Origin of the sequence: Paractinoplanes rhizophilus, from assembly GCF_042664765.1 — a bacterium.
GTDB lineage: Bacteria > Actinomycetota > Actinomycetes > Mycobacteriales > Micromonosporaceae > Actinoplanes > Actinoplanes rhizophilus.
The window spans coordinates 842,499-857,675 of the sequence record NZ_JBHTBJ010000001.1 but is presented as its reverse complement, the minus strand read 5'-3'; the positions used below and the strand labels follow the sequence as shown (position 1 = coordinate 857,675).

General features: G+C 71.2%; 13 protein-coding genes. 10 read left to right on the top strand and 3 right to left on the bottom strand.

Annotated elements, in window-relative coordinates; translation table 11 throughout:
* Positions 1-137 precede the first annotated feature (137 nt).
* The 3 genes from ACFQS1_RS03875 to ACFQS1_RS03865 are packed head-to-tail and all read left to right on the top strand — an operon-like array spanning position 138 to position 3,253.
* The gene (locus tag ACFQS1_RS03875) at positions 138-1,439 is read left to right on the top strand and encodes an extracellular solute-binding protein (RefSeq protein WP_378964595.1); all 1,302 of its coding nucleotides are present in this window, start codon (positions 138-140) and stop codon (positions 1,437-1,439) included.
* Between the two features lie 6 nt (positions 1,440-1,445).
* Positions 1,446-2,417, top strand: coding sequence for a carbohydrate ABC transporter permease (locus ACFQS1_RS03870; RefSeq protein ID WP_378964594.1), 972 nt, complete (start codon positions 1,446-1,448; stop codon positions 2,415-2,417).
* Positions 2,414-3,253 (top strand): carbohydrate ABC transporter permease, encoded by an 840-nt coding sequence (locus tag ACFQS1_RS03865; RefSeq protein ID WP_378964593.1) that lies wholly within the window; start codon positions 2,414-2,416, stop codon positions 3,251-3,253. Before ACFQS1_RS03870 ends, ACFQS1_RS03865 begins: the two co-directional genes overlap by 4 nt.
* A gap of 21 nt (positions 3,254-3,274) precedes the next feature.
* Here ACFQS1_RS03865 and ACFQS1_RS03860 read toward each other — a convergent pair whose 3' ends face one another.
* Complete coding sequence (locus ACFQS1_RS03860; RefSeq protein WP_378964592.1) at positions 3,275-3,886, bottom strand: TetR/AcrR family transcriptional regulator; 612 nt, start codon at positions 3,884-3,886, stop codon at positions 3,275-3,277.
* An 85-nt stretch (positions 3,887-3,971) separates the two neighbouring features.
* Between ACFQS1_RS03860 and ACFQS1_RS03855 the strand changes: the two genes are divergently transcribed.
* The 5 genes from ACFQS1_RS03855 to ACFQS1_RS03835 are packed head-to-tail and all read left to right on the top strand — an operon-like array spanning position 3,972 to position 9,773.
* Positions 3,972-5,315: a cytochrome P450 gene (locus ACFQS1_RS03855; RefSeq protein ID WP_378964591.1), complete on the top strand. Its 1,344-nt coding sequence runs from the start codon at positions 3,972-3,974 to the stop codon at positions 5,313-5,315.
* A 6-nt stretch (positions 5,316-5,321) separates the two neighbouring features.
* The gene (locus tag ACFQS1_RS03850; protein WP_378964590.1) at positions 5,322-6,482 is read left to right on the top strand and encodes an acyl-CoA dehydrogenase family protein; all 1,161 of its coding nucleotides are present in this window, start codon (positions 5,322-5,324) and stop codon (positions 6,480-6,482) included.
* Positions 6,479-7,444, top strand: coding sequence for an acyl-CoA dehydrogenase family protein (locus ACFQS1_RS03845; protein ID WP_378964589.1), 966 nt, complete (start codon positions 6,479-6,481; stop codon positions 7,442-7,444). The genes ACFQS1_RS03850 and ACFQS1_RS03845 overlap by 4 nt, the downstream gene beginning before the upstream one ends.
* Complete coding sequence (locus ACFQS1_RS03840) at positions 7,444-8,946, top strand: class I adenylate-forming enzyme family protein (protein ID WP_378964588.1); 1,503 nt, start codon at positions 7,444-7,446, stop codon at positions 8,944-8,946. Before ACFQS1_RS03845 ends, ACFQS1_RS03840 begins: the two co-directional genes overlap by 1 nt.
* Positions 8,943-9,773, top strand: a complete 831-nt coding sequence (locus ACFQS1_RS03835; protein WP_378964587.1) for an SDR family oxidoreductase — start codon at positions 8,943-8,945, stop codon at positions 9,771-9,773. The genes ACFQS1_RS03840 and ACFQS1_RS03835 overlap by 4 nt, the downstream gene beginning before the upstream one ends.
* Before the next feature lie 3 nt (positions 9,774-9,776).
* On the opposite strand, the gene ACFQS1_RS03830 is transcribed toward ACFQS1_RS03835, so the two are convergent.
* Entirely contained in the window at positions 9,777-10,718 is a 942-nt protein-coding gene (locus tag ACFQS1_RS03830) for a formylglycine-generating enzyme family protein (RefSeq protein ID WP_378964586.1), read from the bottom strand.
* Positions 10,715-12,217 (bottom strand): arylsulfatase, encoded by a 1,503-nt coding sequence (locus ACFQS1_RS03825; protein ID WP_378964585.1) that lies wholly within the window; start codon positions 12,215-12,217, stop codon positions 10,715-10,717. Before ACFQS1_RS03825 ends, ACFQS1_RS03830 begins: the two co-directional genes overlap by 4 nt.
* Positions 12,218-12,331: 114 nt before the next feature.
* On the opposite strand from ACFQS1_RS03825, the gene ACFQS1_RS03820 reads away from it, so the two are divergent.
* Entirely contained in the window at positions 12,332-13,096 is a 765-nt protein-coding gene (locus ACFQS1_RS03820; protein WP_378964584.1) for a haloacid dehalogenase-like hydrolase, read from the top strand.
* A gap of 221 nt (positions 13,097-13,317) precedes the next feature.
* Positions 13,318-15,171: a S1 family peptidase gene (locus tag ACFQS1_RS03815; protein WP_378964583.1), complete on the top strand. Its 1,854-nt coding sequence runs from the start codon at positions 13,318-13,320 to the stop codon at positions 15,169-15,171.
* Positions 15,172-15,177: the final 6 nt, after the last annotated feature.

Below are 15,177 nucleotides of genomic sequence, written 5' to 3'. Positions count from 1 at the left end.
CCGATCGACTTCAGCTCGTAGCGTGCTGCTAACAACGCCTCAAAGATATCGATCGATCTCCGAAACTTCCGCGGCTCATACATTCCGGCCGCCTATTTGACATGTGCATGAACAGGTTCCGGAAGGGGAGCTGACGGGTGACCAGTCACGTTCGCTTGAGCCGCAGATCATTGCTCGGCCTGACCGCCGCCACGGCCGCCGGCGCGGTCCTCGGCGGTTGCGGTGACGACGACAGCGGCGGCAAGTCCGGCTCGACGAAGAAGATCCGGTGGTGGCACATCGCCAACACCGATCCGATGCTGTCGGCGTGGGCCCAGATGGCGCGCCAGTTCGAGGCGACGCACCCGGGCGTGAAGTTCGAGATCACCCCGCTCGAGAACGAGGCGTTCAAGACCAAGCTGACCACCGTCATCCAGGCCGGCGACCCGCCGGACATCTTCCACACCTGGGGTGGCGGGGTGCTGTTCCAGCAGGCCGACGCGGGCATGGTCAAGGACATCACCGCGGACGTCGGCGGTTGGCGGGACACGCTGATCCCGACCGCGCTCAACGCGTACACCAAGGACGGCAAGACGTACGCGTCCGCGGTCGACACCGGCATGGTCGGCTTCTGGTACAACAAGGAGCTCTTCCAGCGGGCCGGCGTGAGCGCGCCCCCGGCCACCTGGGCCGAGTATCTCGACGCGGTCCGCAAGCTGAAGGCCGCGAAGATCACCCCGATCGCGCTCGCCGGCAAGGAGAAGTGGCCCGGCCACTACTACTGGGCCTACCTTGCCATGCGGGTCGCCGGCCTGGACGCGCTGCAGCAGGCCGCCGTCGACAAGAACTTCAACACGCCGGACTTCATCGCCGCCGGTGACCGCCTGGCCGAGCTGGTCGCCCTGCAGCCGTTCCAGGCCGGCTTCCTGGCCGCGGGCTACTCCAGCGCGGACGGTCAGGCCGCCACCGTGGGCAACGGCAAGGCGGCCATGGAGCTGATGGGCCAGTGGGCGCCGGTCGTCGAGCGGGACAACTCGGCCGGCAAGAAGGGGCTGGGCGCCAAGCTGGGGTTCTTCCCGTTCCCGGCGGTCGACGGCGGCAAGGGGAAGATCACCGACGCGTTCGGCGGCGGCGGTGGGTTCGCGGTCGGCAAGGACGCGCCGCCCGAGGCGGTGGAGTTCCTCAAGTTCATCGCGCAGCCCGAGAACGCCCGCATCGAGGCGAAGACCGCCGGCGTGCTGCCGGTGGTGACCGCCGCGCAGGACGCCGTCACCGACCCCAACCTCAAGCTGGTGGGCGAGACGATGGTCAACTCGACCGGGTTCCAGCTCTACCTAGACCAGGCCTACGCCCCGGCGGTGGGCCAGCAGGTCAACGACAGCGTGGCCGAGCTGCTGGCCGGCAAGGCCTCGCCGCAGAAGGTCGTGCAGGACATCACCACCGCGGCGAAGCAGGGCTGACGGACGGTGCTGACCGACGAACGCCGGCCCGCGCCGGCCGCGCCGCCGCCGCCGGTCGAGGCCACTCGCCGGCGGCGCCGGCGGCCCTGGCTGACGATCGTGGCGTTCCTGAGCCCGGCGCTGGTGCTGTTCCTGCTGCTGGTGCTGACCCCGATCGTGGTCGCCGCGTACGGCAGCTTCTTCAACTGGAACGGCTTCGGCGCGCCCACGGCGTTCGTGGGGCTGGAGAACTTCCACCGGTTGCTGGTCGACGAGATCTTCGTCGGCGACCTGCGCCGCGCGCTGCTGCTCGTGGTGCTCTCGCTCGGCATCCAGGTGCCCATGTCGCTGGCCCTGGCCATGCTGCTGAACCAGCCGTTGCGCGGCCGCCGCGTGTACCGGATGTTGTTCTTCACGCCCTTCGTTCTGTCCGAGGTCGTCACCGCGGTTCTGTTCACGATGATCTTCTCGCCCAACCAGGGCCTGGCGAACCACATCACCCGGCTGATCGGGCTGGGCGACCTCGGCGCCACCTGGCTGGCCGACCCGGACACCGTGATGTACTCGCTGTTCCTGGTGATCTCGTGGAAGTACTTCGGCTTCCACACGATCCTCTTCCTGGCCGGCCGCCAGGGCATTCCGCAGGAGCTGCACGATGCGGCCGCGATCGACGGCGCCGGCCCCTGGCAGGCGTTCCGGCGCATCACCCTGCCGCTGCTGGGGCCGACCATCCGGCTCAGCGTGTTCCTCTCCGTCCTCGGCACGATCCAACTGTTCGACATGGTCTGGGTGCTCACCGGTGGCGGCCCGATCCGCTCGTCGGAGACCCTCGCCGTGACGATGTTCCAAGAGGGCTTCAAGCGGTTCCACGTGGGCTACGCCAGCGCGATCAGCATGATGATCTTTCTGATCAGCCTGACTTTCGGACTGCTGTACCAGCGTTTCGTCCTGCGCCGCGACCTGGAGGGCGCGATCACCACGATCGGAGACCGGCGATGACCCACGCCACCGGCGCCCGCCGGGCCCGCCACGGCGCCCTGCAACTGCTCAGCATCCTGGTCGCCGCCGTCGTGGTCGTGCCGATCGTCTTCGGCATCCTGGGCGGCTTCAAGGACAACGGCCAGCTGTTCACCAACCCGTTCGGACTGCCCGACCCGTGGATTCCCGGCAACTACGTCGATGCGCTGCGCTCCTCGGCGTTCTGGCAGCAGGCCACCAACAGCCTCGTCATCGCGATCGCCAGCACGGTGCTGGTGGTCGGGGTCGGCGCGATGGCCGCGTACATCTTCGCCCGCTACGCCTTTCCGGGCCGGGAGGTCATGTTCACGCTGTTCGCGATCGGGCTGATGTTCCCGTTCGCGGTGGCGATCCTGCCGCTGTTCGTGCTGCTGCGCGAGATGAACCTGCTGAACAACCCGCTCGGTGTCGTGCTGCCGCAGGCGGCGTTCGGCCTGCCCATCACCATCATCATCCTGCGCAGCTTCTTCCGCGGCATCCCGGCCGAGGTCGAGGAGTCCGCGGTGCTCGACGGCTGCGGCCCGTTCCGCTTCTTCTGGCGGATCCTGCTGCCGATGTCGCGGCCCGCCCTCGGGACGGTCGCGGTCCTGGCCGTCGTGGGCAGCTGGAACAACTACCTGTTGCCGCTGATCGTCTTCAACGACTCCCGGTGGTGGACGCTGCCGCTGGGCGTCCAGCAGTTCCAGTCGCAGTACTCGGCGGACACGGCGCGCATCCTCGCCTACGTCACGCTCGCGATGCTGCCCTCGCTGGTGTGCTACGCGTTCGCCGAGCGGCAGCTCATCAGCGGCCTCACCAGCGGGATCAGCAAGGGCTGAGGCGGCTGCCCGCCGGGGATCTCAGCCGTAGATGCCCAGCAGCGCGCGGGACGCGGCCTCGACGATCTCGTCGGTGGTGGCCTCGAGGGTGCCGTCCAGCCAGGCGGTGATGAGCTCGGCCATGCCGCCGATGAACAGCAGGCCGCCGATCTCGTCCTCGCTCGCGCTGCGGCCGGGCGAGCCGAGCAGCTTGCGCGACTCCCGCGCCGACTGGTGGGCGAGGTGGCGCAGCAGATCGGTGCGGCGCTGCCGCAGCTTCGGCACGGCGACGGACTCCACGATGGCGACCCGGCCCTTGCGGGGGTCGGCCACCAGCAGCTCCATGAACGCCCGCACCGACGCGCGCACCCGGGCCACCGGGTCGTCGCCGGCGGCCTCGGCGGCCGTCCGGCTGGTCGTCTCGATCTCGGCGGCGATCGTGTCCATCACCGCCTCGAGCAGCGCCTCCAGCCCGGTGAAGCTCTCGTAGAAGTAGCGCTCGGTGAGGCCGGCCTCGGCGCAGACGGCGGTCATCGTGGTGCGGACGCCCGGATCGGCCCAGACCGTGAGGGCGGCGGCGAGCAGCCGGGCGCGGCGCTCGGCCGCCCGGTCGGCGGCGCTGACGCCGCGGTAGATCCCTGACTGCACCGCCATGTCGCCAACCATGCCACAAGAGACGCGCGAAGGTTGACAGGACGCCCTTCCCGAATCACTCTGGGCAGGACGAGCGAGGTGAGCCATGACGGCCGAGACCCCACCAGCGCGACTCCTCCCAGCCCTGCGCCGCGACGACCGTGGCCTGCCCTGGATCGGGCAGCTCCTCGAGTACCAGCACGATCCGATCGGGCACTACCGGCGCAAATGGCAGCTCTACGGCCCGGTCGCCCCGTCCCGCCTGCTCGGCCGGGACACCGTGATCCTGCTCGGCCCGGACGCCTGCGGCGAGGCGCTGCAGAACCGGGACAAGGCGTTCGCCAACGAGCCGGCCTGGTCGCAGCTGGTCGGCCCGTTCTTCCACCGTGGCCTCATGCTCATCGACTTCGACGAGCACCACGACCACCGGCGGATCATGCAGGAGGCGTTCACCCGCCCCCGGCTGGCCGGCTACACCCGCAACTTGCACCCGGCCATCGAGCGGGGCATGGCGGGCTGGGAGTCCGGCCGCCAGTTCCGGGCGTACTGGCGGCTCAAGCAGCTCACCCTCGACATCGCCGCCGATCTGTTCATGGGCGGCGCGCGGCAGACCAGCCCGGCCGAGATGGACCGGGTCAACCGGGCGTTCATCACCTGCGTGCAGGCGGCCGCCGGGATCGTCCGGGCCGACGTCCCGTTCACCCGCTGGGGCCGGGCTTACCGCGCGCGCAAGGTGCTGGAGGAGTTCCTCCGGGGCTACCTGCCGGCCAAGCGGGCCGAGGTGTCCGACGACATCTTCTCGGTGCTCTGCCACATCGAGACCGACGACGGCGCGCGCTTCTCCGACGACGACGTCGTCAACCACATGATCTTCTTGATGATGGCGGCGCACGACACGTCCACCATCACCACCTCCGCGATCCTGCAGTACCTCGGCCAGCACCCCGCGTGGCAGGACCGCTGCCGGGCCGAGGCGCTGGCGCTCGGGCCGGCGCCCGAGATGGCCGAGCTGGAATCGCTCGTCTCGATCGACCTGGTCATGCGCGAGGCGCTGCGCCTGCGGGCCCCGGTGCCGGTGCTGGTCCGGTACACCGTCAAGGACACCGTCGTGCAGGGGGTGCGCATCCCGGCCGACACCTTCTGCACGCTCGGCATCCAGTTCACCCACCTGATGGAGGACTACTGGACCGAGCCGGCGGCGTTCGACCCCGAGCGCTTCGCGCCCGGGCGGCGCGAGGACCGCTCGCACCGGTTCGCCTGGGAACCGTTCGGCGGAGGCGTACACAAGTGCATCGGCCTTTATTTCGCCGGTCTCGAAGTCAAGGCGATCATGCATCGGTTACTGCGTGCATACCACTGGCGCGTCGACCCCGGCTACGTCGCGCCGATCGACCATCACTCGCTGCCGTTTCCCAAGGACGGCCAGCCCATCGTCCTGGTCCGGAACTGAGCCGGCATGGACTTCGACGACACCCCGGACGAGGCAGTGTGGCGCGCTTCGGTGCGCGCGTTCCTGTCGCGGCACCGTTCCGTCGACGATCCCCGAGCCTGGCAGGCCATGCTCTACGACGCCGGGTTCGTCGGCGTCGCGTGGCCGGTGGAGGCCGGCGGCCGCGGCGGCACCCCGATGCGACAGGCGATCGTCGACCAGGAGATGGCCCGGCTCGGGTTACCCGCATTGATCAACCTGATCGGCATCGGCATGTGCGGCCCGACGGTGCTGATGCACGGCAGCGACCGGCAGAAGCAGCGCTACCTCAAGCGGCTGCTGCGCGCCGACGACCTGTGGTGCCAGCTGTTCAGCGAGCCGGCCGCCGGCAGCGATCTGGCCGGGCTGCGCACCCGGGCGGTCCGCGACGGCGGCGGCGACTGGCGGATCAGCGGGCAGAAGGTGTGGACGACGCTCGCGCACCTGGCCGACTACGGGATCCTGCTCGCTCGCACCGATCCGGACGCGCCCAAGCACCGCGGCCTGACCATGTTCGTGGTCGACATGAAGGCGCCGGGCGTCACCGTACGCCCGCTGCGGCAGATGAACGGCGACGCGCACTTCAACGAGGTCTTCCTCGACGACGTGCCGGTGCCCGACGCCGAGCGGCTGGGCGAGCCCGGCGAGGGCTGGCGGGTGGCGCTGACGACGCTGATGAGCGAGCGGCTCTCGCTCGGCGGCGGCGGCACGCCGATCGGCCCGAAGCCCGAGGCGGTGGCCCGGCACGTCGCCGAGCACATCGGCGCGCTGCCCGCCGACCGGCAGGCGCTGGCCCGCCAGCAGCTCGGCCGCGCGTACGTCGCCGCGCTCGGCGCCCGGTACACCGGTTATCGCCGGCTCTCCCGGCTCAGCCGGGGCGAGCTGCCCGGTCCCGAGGCGTCGGCGGGCAAGCTGAGCGGCACCCGGTCGGCGCGGGATCTGACCGACCTCGCGGTGCGCGTCCTCGGTGGCGACGCCCGCGTCGGCACGACCCCAGACGGCGACCGCACCTGGCAGAACATGCAGGCCGTGCTGCCCGGCATGGCGATCGCGGGCGGCAGCGACCAGGTGCTGCGCAACATTATCGGCGAACGGGTCCTCGGCCTGCCCGCGGAGCCCCGCGTCGACAAGGGAGCGGACCGGCGATGAACTTCGACCTCGACCAGGAGCACCGCGAGCTGGCCGGCGCCGCCGGTGAGTTCCTGTCGGCCTCGGCCTCCCCGGCGGCGGCGCGGGCGGCGCTCGAGGACGGCGCCGCGCTCCGGCCCGGCCGCGCCGAGCTGGTCAAGAGCGGCTACGCGACGATCACCGTGCCGGCGAGCGGCGGCACCGTCCTGCAGCAAGCGGTGGTGGCCGAGCAGGCCGGGCGGGTGCTCGCGGGCCCGTCGCTGGTGAGCTTCGCGCGCGCGGCGGTGCTGCTGGACGGCGACCCGGACCGGCTGGCCGGCCTCGCCGACGGCAGCCTGGCCGTCGCGGTCGTCGACGACGGCGGCCCGGTCCTGGACGCGATCGGTGCCGACACCTTCCTGGCGCTGCGCGACCGCGCGCTGGTCTGCGGTCCGGGCACGGTCACCGCCCGGGAGCCGATCGACCCGACCCGCGGCCTCGGCGACGTCGCCCTCGGCGCGACCACGGTGCTGGCGCGGGATGCCGCCGAGCGGTGGCGACGGGCCGAGCGCGTGGGCCGGGCGATCCTCGCGGCCGAGGGCCTGGGCGCGGCGGCCCGCCTGCTGGAGCTGAGCGTGGAGTACGCGAAGCAGCGGCACGCGTTCGGCCGGGCGATCGGCTCGTACCAGGCCGTCAAGCACCTGCTCGTCGACGTGTACGTCGAGGTGGAGCAGCTGCGGTCGCTGGTCTGGTGGGCCGCCTGGGCCGCCGGCCGGGCGCCCGGCGAGCTGCCCCTGGCCGCGGCCGCCGCCAAGGCCGCCGCGGCCACCACGCTGGAGCTGGCCGCCGAGACGGCGATCCAGGTGCACGGCGGCATCGGGTTCACCTGGGAGCACGACGCGCACCTGTACTGGCGGCGCGCCAAGGTGGACCGGTTCCTTCTCGGTGACGATGTGGCGGCCTTCGACGAGGTCGCCCGGCTGGCGATGGGGCAGGTGACGTGATGAGCGGTCCCGGCGAACACAATCTGGCGGTCCTCGCCGAGCGGTCCTTCGAGCGCCTCGGCGACTACGAGTCGCTGTTCTTCGAGGGCACGTGGCTGACCTCGGCCGAGATCCACGAGCGGTCGGCCCGGGCCGCCGGCGGGCTGCGCGCGCACGGGGTGCGGCCGGGCGACCGGGTGGTCGTGATGACCATGAACACCCCCGAGGTGTTCATCGCCTACCGGGCGATCTGGCGGGCCGGCGCGGTGGTGACGCCGGTGATCTTCCTGCAGAGCGAGCCGGAGCTACGGCACATCCTCACCGATTCCGGCGCCACCGCGGCGATCATCAGCCCGGAGCTGGCCGGCCTGTTCGAGGCCGCCGCCGACGGGCTGCGGATCGCGACGTTCGTCATCGGCGGCAACTACGCCGAGCTCGAAGCCGGCCGGCCGGCGGAGATCGAGCCGCGCACCGATGACGACCTCGCGGCGCTGCTCTACACCGGCGGGACCACCGGGCGGGCGAAGGGCGTCATGCTCAGCCACCGCGGCCTGTGGGAGAACGGGCGCGGCCTCGACCTCGCCGCCCGCACGACGCCGGCGACCCGCACGCTGCTGCCGCTGCCGTTGTCGCACGCGTACGGCCTCATCGTCGTCATCGCCGGCCTGCACTCCGACCGCCGGCGGGTGTCGGTGCTGCAGCGCTGGTTCGACCCGACCGGCTGGCTGGAACTGGTCGCCGAGCACCGTCTCGAGAGCAGCTCGCTCGTTCCCGCGATGCTGCAGCTGCTGCTCGGCCAGCCGCTCGGCGACTATGACCTGTCCTCGCTGGTGTCGTTCGGCTCGGGCGGCGCCACCCTCCCGCCCGCGATCCGGGTCGCGGCCGAGAAGGCCTTCGGCGTGACCGTCCTGCAGGGCTACGGCCTGACGGAGTCGAGCGCGGTGGTCTCGGCGGAGAGGATGCCCGACCATCGGGCCGGCAGCGTCGGCAAGCCGCTGGCGCACGCCGAGGTGGCGATCCGCGACCTCGAGGGGAACCCGGTGCCGGCCGGCGAGGACGGCGAGATCTGCGTCCGCGGCCCCGGGGTGATGCTCGGGTACTGGAACGACCCGGAGCTGACCGCGCGGACCGTACGCGACGGGTGGTTGCACACCGGCGACATCGGACACCTCGACGAGGACGGCTACCTCTACGTCGTGGATCGGTTGAAGGACCTCATCATCCGGGGCGGGTTCAACGTCTTCCCGCGCGACGTCGAGGACGTGCTGCTCGAGCATCCGGCGGTGCAGCTCGCGGCGTGCGTCGGCAAGCCGGACGCGGAGAGCGGCGAGGAGGTGGTCGCCGTCGTGCAGCTCGCGCCCGGTCACCGGGTGAGCGGCGCGGAGCTCGTCGAGTTCGCCCGGGCCCGGATGGCGCGATACAAGTACCCGCGCGAGGTCACCGTGCTCGACGCGGTGCCGCTGACCAGCGTCGGGAAAATCAACCGCAGGGCGGTACGGGACCTCGTCGGGAGGGATCGATGAGTCGCAAGATCTCCGGGATGGCCGTGATCGTCACGGGTGGCGCGCGGGGGATCGGCCGCGCCACCGCCGAGCGCCTGGCCCGGCTCGGCGCCTCGGTCGCGATCGGCGACCTCGACGCCGGCCTGGCGGCTGCGGTCGCCGCGCCCCTCGGCGACCGGGTCGTGGCCGCGCGGCTGGACGTCACCGATCCCGCGTCGTGGCAGGAGTTCCTGGCCGAGGTGGGCGACCTGGGCCCGTGGCACGCGCTGATCAACAACGCCGGCATCATGCCGCTCGGCTCGCTGCTCAAGGAGCCCGACCAGGTCACCCGGACCATCTTCGACGTGAACGTGTTCGGGGTGATCAACGGGACGAAGGCGGTCGCGCCCGGCATGGTCGACCGGGGGCACGGCCACATCGTCAACGTCGCATCCGCGGTGGGCCGCCTCGCCGTCGCGAACGGCGCCACCTATTCGGCCTCGAAGTTCGCCGTGGTCGGCTTCAGCGAGGCGATGCGGGCCGAGCTCGAGCCGGCCGGCGTCGACGTCACGCTGATCCTGCCGACGGTGGTGCGGACCGAGCTGTCCGCCGGGGTCCCGGCGGCGCGGGGCGTCAAGCAGGTCACGCCCGAGGACGTGGCCGAGGTGATCGAGCTCGCCCTGCGCAAGCCGCGCGCGGAGCTCTGGGTGCCGCGCTGGGTGCAGGGCCCCACCAAGCTCACGCAGGCCCTGCCGCGCCGGGTGACGGCCGTGCTCGACCGGCTGTCCGACGCCGGGAAGGTGCTGAGCCGCGCCGATCCGGCCGCCCGGCAGGCCTACGAGGAGCGTGCGCGGCGCGGCGCCGGCTAGGGATCAGGCCGAGGACACCGCGGCCTCGCCCGGCGGGGCGACGCAGCGGAATCCGATGTGGCTCATGCCGGTGTCGATCATGTGGGGCCGGCGCGCGGCCGGCCGGTACCGCAGGCAGTACGTGTCGGCGCACAGGAACGAGCCGCCCTTGATGACCTTGCGGGGGATCCGCACCCGGGGCTGCGCCGGGTCGTAGCTGTCCTCGGGCCGCCCGCCGCGGGGGTCGCGGGGCAGGCAGCAGGCGGAGTGGCCGGCCCAGCGCTGCTCGGCGTACCAGTCCTGGGTCCACTCCCAGACGTTGCCGGCCATGTCGGCCAGCCCGTAGCCGTTGGGCGGGAAGGACCCGACCGGCGCGGTGCGGCCGTACCCGCTCGCGGCGCGCCAGGGGAAGTCGCCGTGCCAGTAGTTCGCCCGCCGCCGGCGCGGCGTCTCGGGCTCGTCTCCCCAGGTGTAGACGGCGCCGTCGAGTCCGCCCCGGGCCGCGTGCTCCCACTGCGCCTCGGTGGGCAGCGCGAGACCGGCCCAGGCCGCGTAGGCCTCGGCGTCCTCGTACGCGACGTGCACCACGGGATGGTGGGCGCGGCCGTCCAGGTCGCTGCCCGGCCCCTCCGGGTGGCGCCACGACGCGCCCGGCGCCCACACCCACCACTGACTCAGGTGGCGCAGGTCGACCGGGCCCGGCGTGCCGGTGAACACCATCGATCCGGGCGCCAGGTTCTCCGCCGGGGCGCCCGGGAAGTCGGCCGGGTCCAGCGGCCGCTCGGCGACCGTCCGATAGCCGGTCGCGGCGACGAACGCGGCGAAGGCGGCGTTGGTCACCGTGGTCCGGGCCACCCACAGATCGCCTACTTCGACCTCCCGGGCGGGCGCTTCCTCGGGGTAGTGGTCATCGGATCCCATCCGGAACACGCCGCCGGGGACCAGGACTAGGTCGTCATGGTTCACGCGCTCGGCAGTCCGGCCTGCAGTTTCGCCAGCACCTGCTCGAGGCTGAAGCTGGCGGGCGCCTGCCGGCGCGGGAACTCGGCGAACGTCCGCAGCATGTCGGCGACGAACGCCTGCATCGGCACGCAGAGCCAGGCGTGGGCGAGGAGCCAGTCGTAGTACGTGTTCGAGGTGACGTCGGCCCGTTCGTACGGGTCGGTGCGCAGGTTGAAGATCTTGGGCACCCGCAGCTCGGTGAAGGGCTCGGCCCACACCCGGAGCGTGCCGGCGGCCCGCTGCTCGAGGAAGACCAACTTCCAATTGCCATACCGTACGGCGGTCAGGTCGCCGTCGTCGGACACGTAGAAGAAGTGCCGGCGCGCGCTGGTCGCGGTCTGCCCGGTCAGATAGCCCAGCTGATCGTGGCCGTCGAGGTGGACGTGGTACCGGGTCCCGTCGAGGTCGGCGCCGGCCCGGAGCCGGTCGGCGATGTCCGGTACGCCGGCCGCGGCCAGCAACGTCGGGAACCAGTCGTTGTGGCTCATGATGTCGTTGAGCACGGTGCCCGCGGCGATCCGCCCGGGCCACCGGACGAGCGAGGGCACCCGGTAGGCGCCTTCCCAGTTCGTGTTCTTCTCGCCGCGGAACGGCGTCATGCCGCCGTCCGGCCAGGTGTTCATGTGCGGCCCGTTGTCGGTCGAGTACAACACGATGGTGTTGTCGGCGATGCCCAGCTCGTCGAGCAGTCCGAGCAGGTCACCGACGAGTTTGTCGTGATCGATCATCGTGTCGTGGTAGTCGGACTGCCACCGCCCGGCCTGCCCCCGGCTCTCCGGTTTGACGTGGGTGCGGAAGTGCATGTGGGTGGAGTTGAACCACACGAAGAACGGCTGTTCGGCGGCGGTCTTGTCGCGGATGAAGGCCGAGGCGGCGGCGAGGAACTCCTCGTCGACGGTCTCCATCCGCTTTCTGGTCAGCGGGCCGGTGTCCTCGATGCGCTGGGTGCCGTCCTTGCCCGCCCACGAGTGGATGACCCCGCGCGGGCCGAACCGTTGATGGAATTCCGGGAACTCCTCGGGCTTCGGGTAGTCCTCCTGCTCGGGTTCCTCCTCCGCGTTGAGGTGGTAGAGGTTGCCGAAGAACTCGTCGAAGCCGTGCACGGTCGGCAGATGCTCGTCCCGGTCGCCGAGGTGGTTCTTGCCGAACTGGCCGGTCGCGTACCCGTGCGCCTTGAGCGCCGTCGCGATGGTCGGGTCCTCGGCCTGGATGCCGGTGGCCGCGCCCGGCATGCCCACCTTGGTGAGCCCGGTGCGGATCGGGTTCTGCCCGCAGATGAAGGCGGCCCGCCCGGCCGTGCAGCTCTGCTCGCCGTAGTAGTCGGTGAACCGGGCGCCCTCCGCCGCGATCCGGTCGATGTTGGGGGTGCGGTAGCCCATCAGCCCGTCGCTGTAGCAGCTCAGGTTGGCGATGCCGATGTCATCGCCCCAGATGACCAGGATGTTCGGCCGGTCCGTCGGCATCGCTGACCTCTCCGTCGATGAAGTGCCCCGGTGCGAGTCAATCGGCGTCGTCGTGCCCTCGCCTCATCCCGCCCGGGTGAGGCGCCGGCAGGCCCGATGACCGATGGTCGGTGGATGACATTGGCGGGCTGGCGGGATGGGCAGGCCAAGGAGGCGATCCTGGAGTTCGTCGGGCGGGCGGCGGCGGAGGTGCCGGCCGAGGAGCGGGTGGCTGTCTTCGACAACGACGGGACGCTGTGGTGCGAGAAGCCGATGCCGATCCAGCTGGACTTCATCCTGCGCCGGCTGGCCGAGATGGCCGAGGCCGACCCGGCGCTGCGGGAGCGCCAGCCATGGCGGGCCGCGTACGAGCGGGAGTACGGCTGGCTCGCCGCGGTCGTCGACGAGCACTACGCCGGCGACGACCGTAACGTCCGGGTTCTCGCGGCCGGCATCCTCGCGGCGTACGACGGGATCAGCGTCGAGGACTTCGAGGCCCAGGCCGAGCGGTTCCTTCGCGGGACCGAGCACCCGACGCTCGGCCGCGCGTACCTGCGCTGCACGTACGCGCCGATGATCAATCTCCTCGATCACCTCGCCGCACACGGTTTCACCAACTACATCGCCTCCGGCGGCGGCCGGGACTTCATGCGCCCGATCAGCTTCGAGGCGTACGGCATCCCGCGTGAGCGGGTGATCGGCAGCACCGCGGCGCTCGAGTATCGCGGCGACGAGCACGGCGGCACGATCGTCCACCGGGCCGAGGCCGACTACCTGGACGACGGCCCCGAGAAGCCGGTCCGGATCTGGAACCGCACCGGCCGTGCCTGCGGCTGCTCGTCCGGCACGACGACGCCGAACGGGAATTCGACTACGTCTCGGGCGCGGAGCGGGCGCTGACCGAGGCGGAGCGGCAGGGCTGGACGGTCGTCAGCATGCGCGACGACTGGTCGACGGTGTTCATCCCGGCTGTCCAAGGTGCACGCCCGTAGATATTGATCTCGTGAGTTCGATGATGTTGGATGGCACCATTCCACGGGGGAAGGTGACCATCGATGGTCAGAAATCTGCGCGCGCACCGGCGCGCCCTTTTGTTGTCCGTTTTATCCATTCTGGCCCTTTTGTTGGGAACGGGGGCCGCGCTGGCTGTGGTCGGCGGCGGCGACGTGTCCGCAGGGGAATTGGCGTATGTCGCCCGCATCGCGATGGGCAGCAACCAGCGCGCCTGCACTGGCGTGCTGGTCGACCCGCGGGCGGTGCTGACCGCCTCGACCTGCTTCGCCGAGACGAGCGCCCTGCACAACGGCGTGCCGATGTCGTACACGAAGGTGACGGTCGGCACCACGTCGTCGGCGGCGACGACGGTCATCGTGCATCCGCAGCGCGACCTCGCGCTGGTGCGGCTGCGGACGCCGATCACGGCGATCGCCCCGGCGACGCTGTCGCCGGCCGCGCCGGCCGCCGGTGAGGAACTGCTCCTGGCCGGGTTCGGGCGCACCGCGACCGATTGGAACACCGGCAAGCTGCGATCGGCGAAGTTCAAGGTGGACGGCGCGCCGGCCGCCTCGTTCGACGTGGTGGCCGCCGGTGGCGACCCGGTGGGCCTGTGCAAGGGCGACGCCGGCGGGCCGGCGCTGCGGCTCAGCGGCGGCACGTACCAGCTGGCCGGCCTGCACCACACCGCCAACCAGGCGCAGTGCCTCGGCGAGGCGGCCGGCGACCCGCGCGGCACCGAGACGCGGATCGACGACGTGCGCGGCTGGATCACCGGGAACCTGACCGGGTTCGACACCGGCTTCGAGCTCGGCGACGCCAAGCCGGCCTGGACGAACACCAGGGACGACAGCGGCGGCGTCACCAACGTCGAGGGGATCTGCTGCGGCCTGGCCGGTCCGGAGCTGGCCGTCAGCCCGGAGCGCGACCTGGCCGGCGGCGAGCGCGCCCTGATGTACTCCGGCTACGACAACAGCGCCACCGAGTCGTACGCCTACCTGAAGGCGTTCGACATGGCGAGCCAGCCGGTGCGGGCCGGCACCGTGCTGTCCTACTGGGTCTACCCGCAGAGCAACTCCGGCAGCTGGGGGCTGGCCACCGGCGGCAACAGCGCCTGCGTCGGCATCGACCTGATCTACACCGACAACAGCAGCCTGCGCGACTCCGGCGCGGTGGACACCCGCGGCATCAGCGCCCACCCGGCCAAGCACTGCGGCAACCTCACGCTGGACAAGTGGAACCAGGTCGTGGTGCCGATCGGGAAGACCGCCAACGGCAAGCGGATCGCGCGGCTGGCGATCGCGTACGACCAGCCGGCCAACACCGGCGGCTACCGCGGCTACGTCGACCACATCTCCGTCTCCGACGACACTTTCAACACCGGCCTGGAGACCGGCCAGTACGGTCCGAAGTGGAGCAACACGGTGTCCGACGGCGGAGGCGCGCGCGGCGGCCTGTCGAACGTGGGCGGCATCTGCTGCAGCCTCACCGGGCCGGAGCTGTTCTACAGCAACTCCGCGGCCGCCGCGCACACCGGCACCGGCGAGCTCGTGTACTCCGGCAAGGACAACAGCGCTACCGGGTCGTACGCGTACATGAAAGTGTTCGGCGGGGTTGATTTCTACATCACGCCGGCCACCCGCCTGTCGTACTGGATCTTCCCGCAGAGCAACGCCAACAGCTCCGGGCTGGCCACCGGCACCAACAGCACCTGTGTCGGCGTCGATCTGATCTTCAAGGACGTGGTGACCGGCGCCGAGTCGAACCTGCGCGACACCCTCGCCCGCGACCAGTACGGCGTCTACGCGCACCCGGCCTGGCGGTGCGGCAGCACGACGCTCGACACCTGGAACTACGTCAGCATCCCGCTCGGTGAGATCGCGAAAGGCAAGCAGATCGTCCAGTTCGACATCGGCTACGACCAGGCCGCCAACACCGGTGGGTACCGCGGCTTCATCGACGACATCCGCATCAGTCGCTAGGCACGG

Bases quoted from the DNA above. Each gene is read 5' to 3' on its own strand.
- ACFQS1_RS03855 (WP_378964591.1), top strand. From the start codon at position 3,972: ATGACGGCCGAGACCCCACCAGCGCGACTCCTCCCAGCCCTGCGCCGC.
- ACFQS1_RS03850 (WP_378964590.1), top strand. From the start codon at position 5,322: ATGGACTTCGACGACACCCCGGACGAGGCAGTGTGGCGCGCTTCGGTG.
- ACFQS1_RS03845 (WP_378964589.1), top strand. From the start codon at position 6,479: ATGAACTTCGACCTCGACCAGGAGCACCGCGAGCTGGCCGGCGCCGCC.
- ACFQS1_RS03860 (WP_378964592.1), bottom strand. From the start codon at position 3,886: ATGGCGGTGCAGTCAGGGATCTACCGCGGCGTCAGCGCCGCCGACCGG.
- ACFQS1_RS03825 (WP_378964585.1), bottom strand. From the start codon at position 12,217: ATGCCGACGGACCGGCCGAACATCCTGGTCATCTGGGGCGATGACATC.
- ACFQS1_RS03820 (WP_378964584.1), top strand. From the start codon at position 12,332: ATGACATTGGCGGGCTGGCGGGATGGGCAGGCCAAGGAGGCGATCCTG.
- ACFQS1_RS03840 (WP_378964588.1), top strand. From the start codon at position 7,444: ATGAGCGGTCCCGGCGAACACAATCTGGCGGTCCTCGCCGAGCGGTCC.
- ACFQS1_RS03835 (WP_378964587.1), top strand. From the start codon at position 8,943: ATGAGTCGCAAGATCTCCGGGATGGCCGTGATCGTCACGGGTGGCGCG.
- ACFQS1_RS03865 (WP_378964593.1), top strand. From the start codon at position 2,414: ATGACCCACGCCACCGGCGCCCGCCGGGCCCGCCACGGCGCCCTGCAA.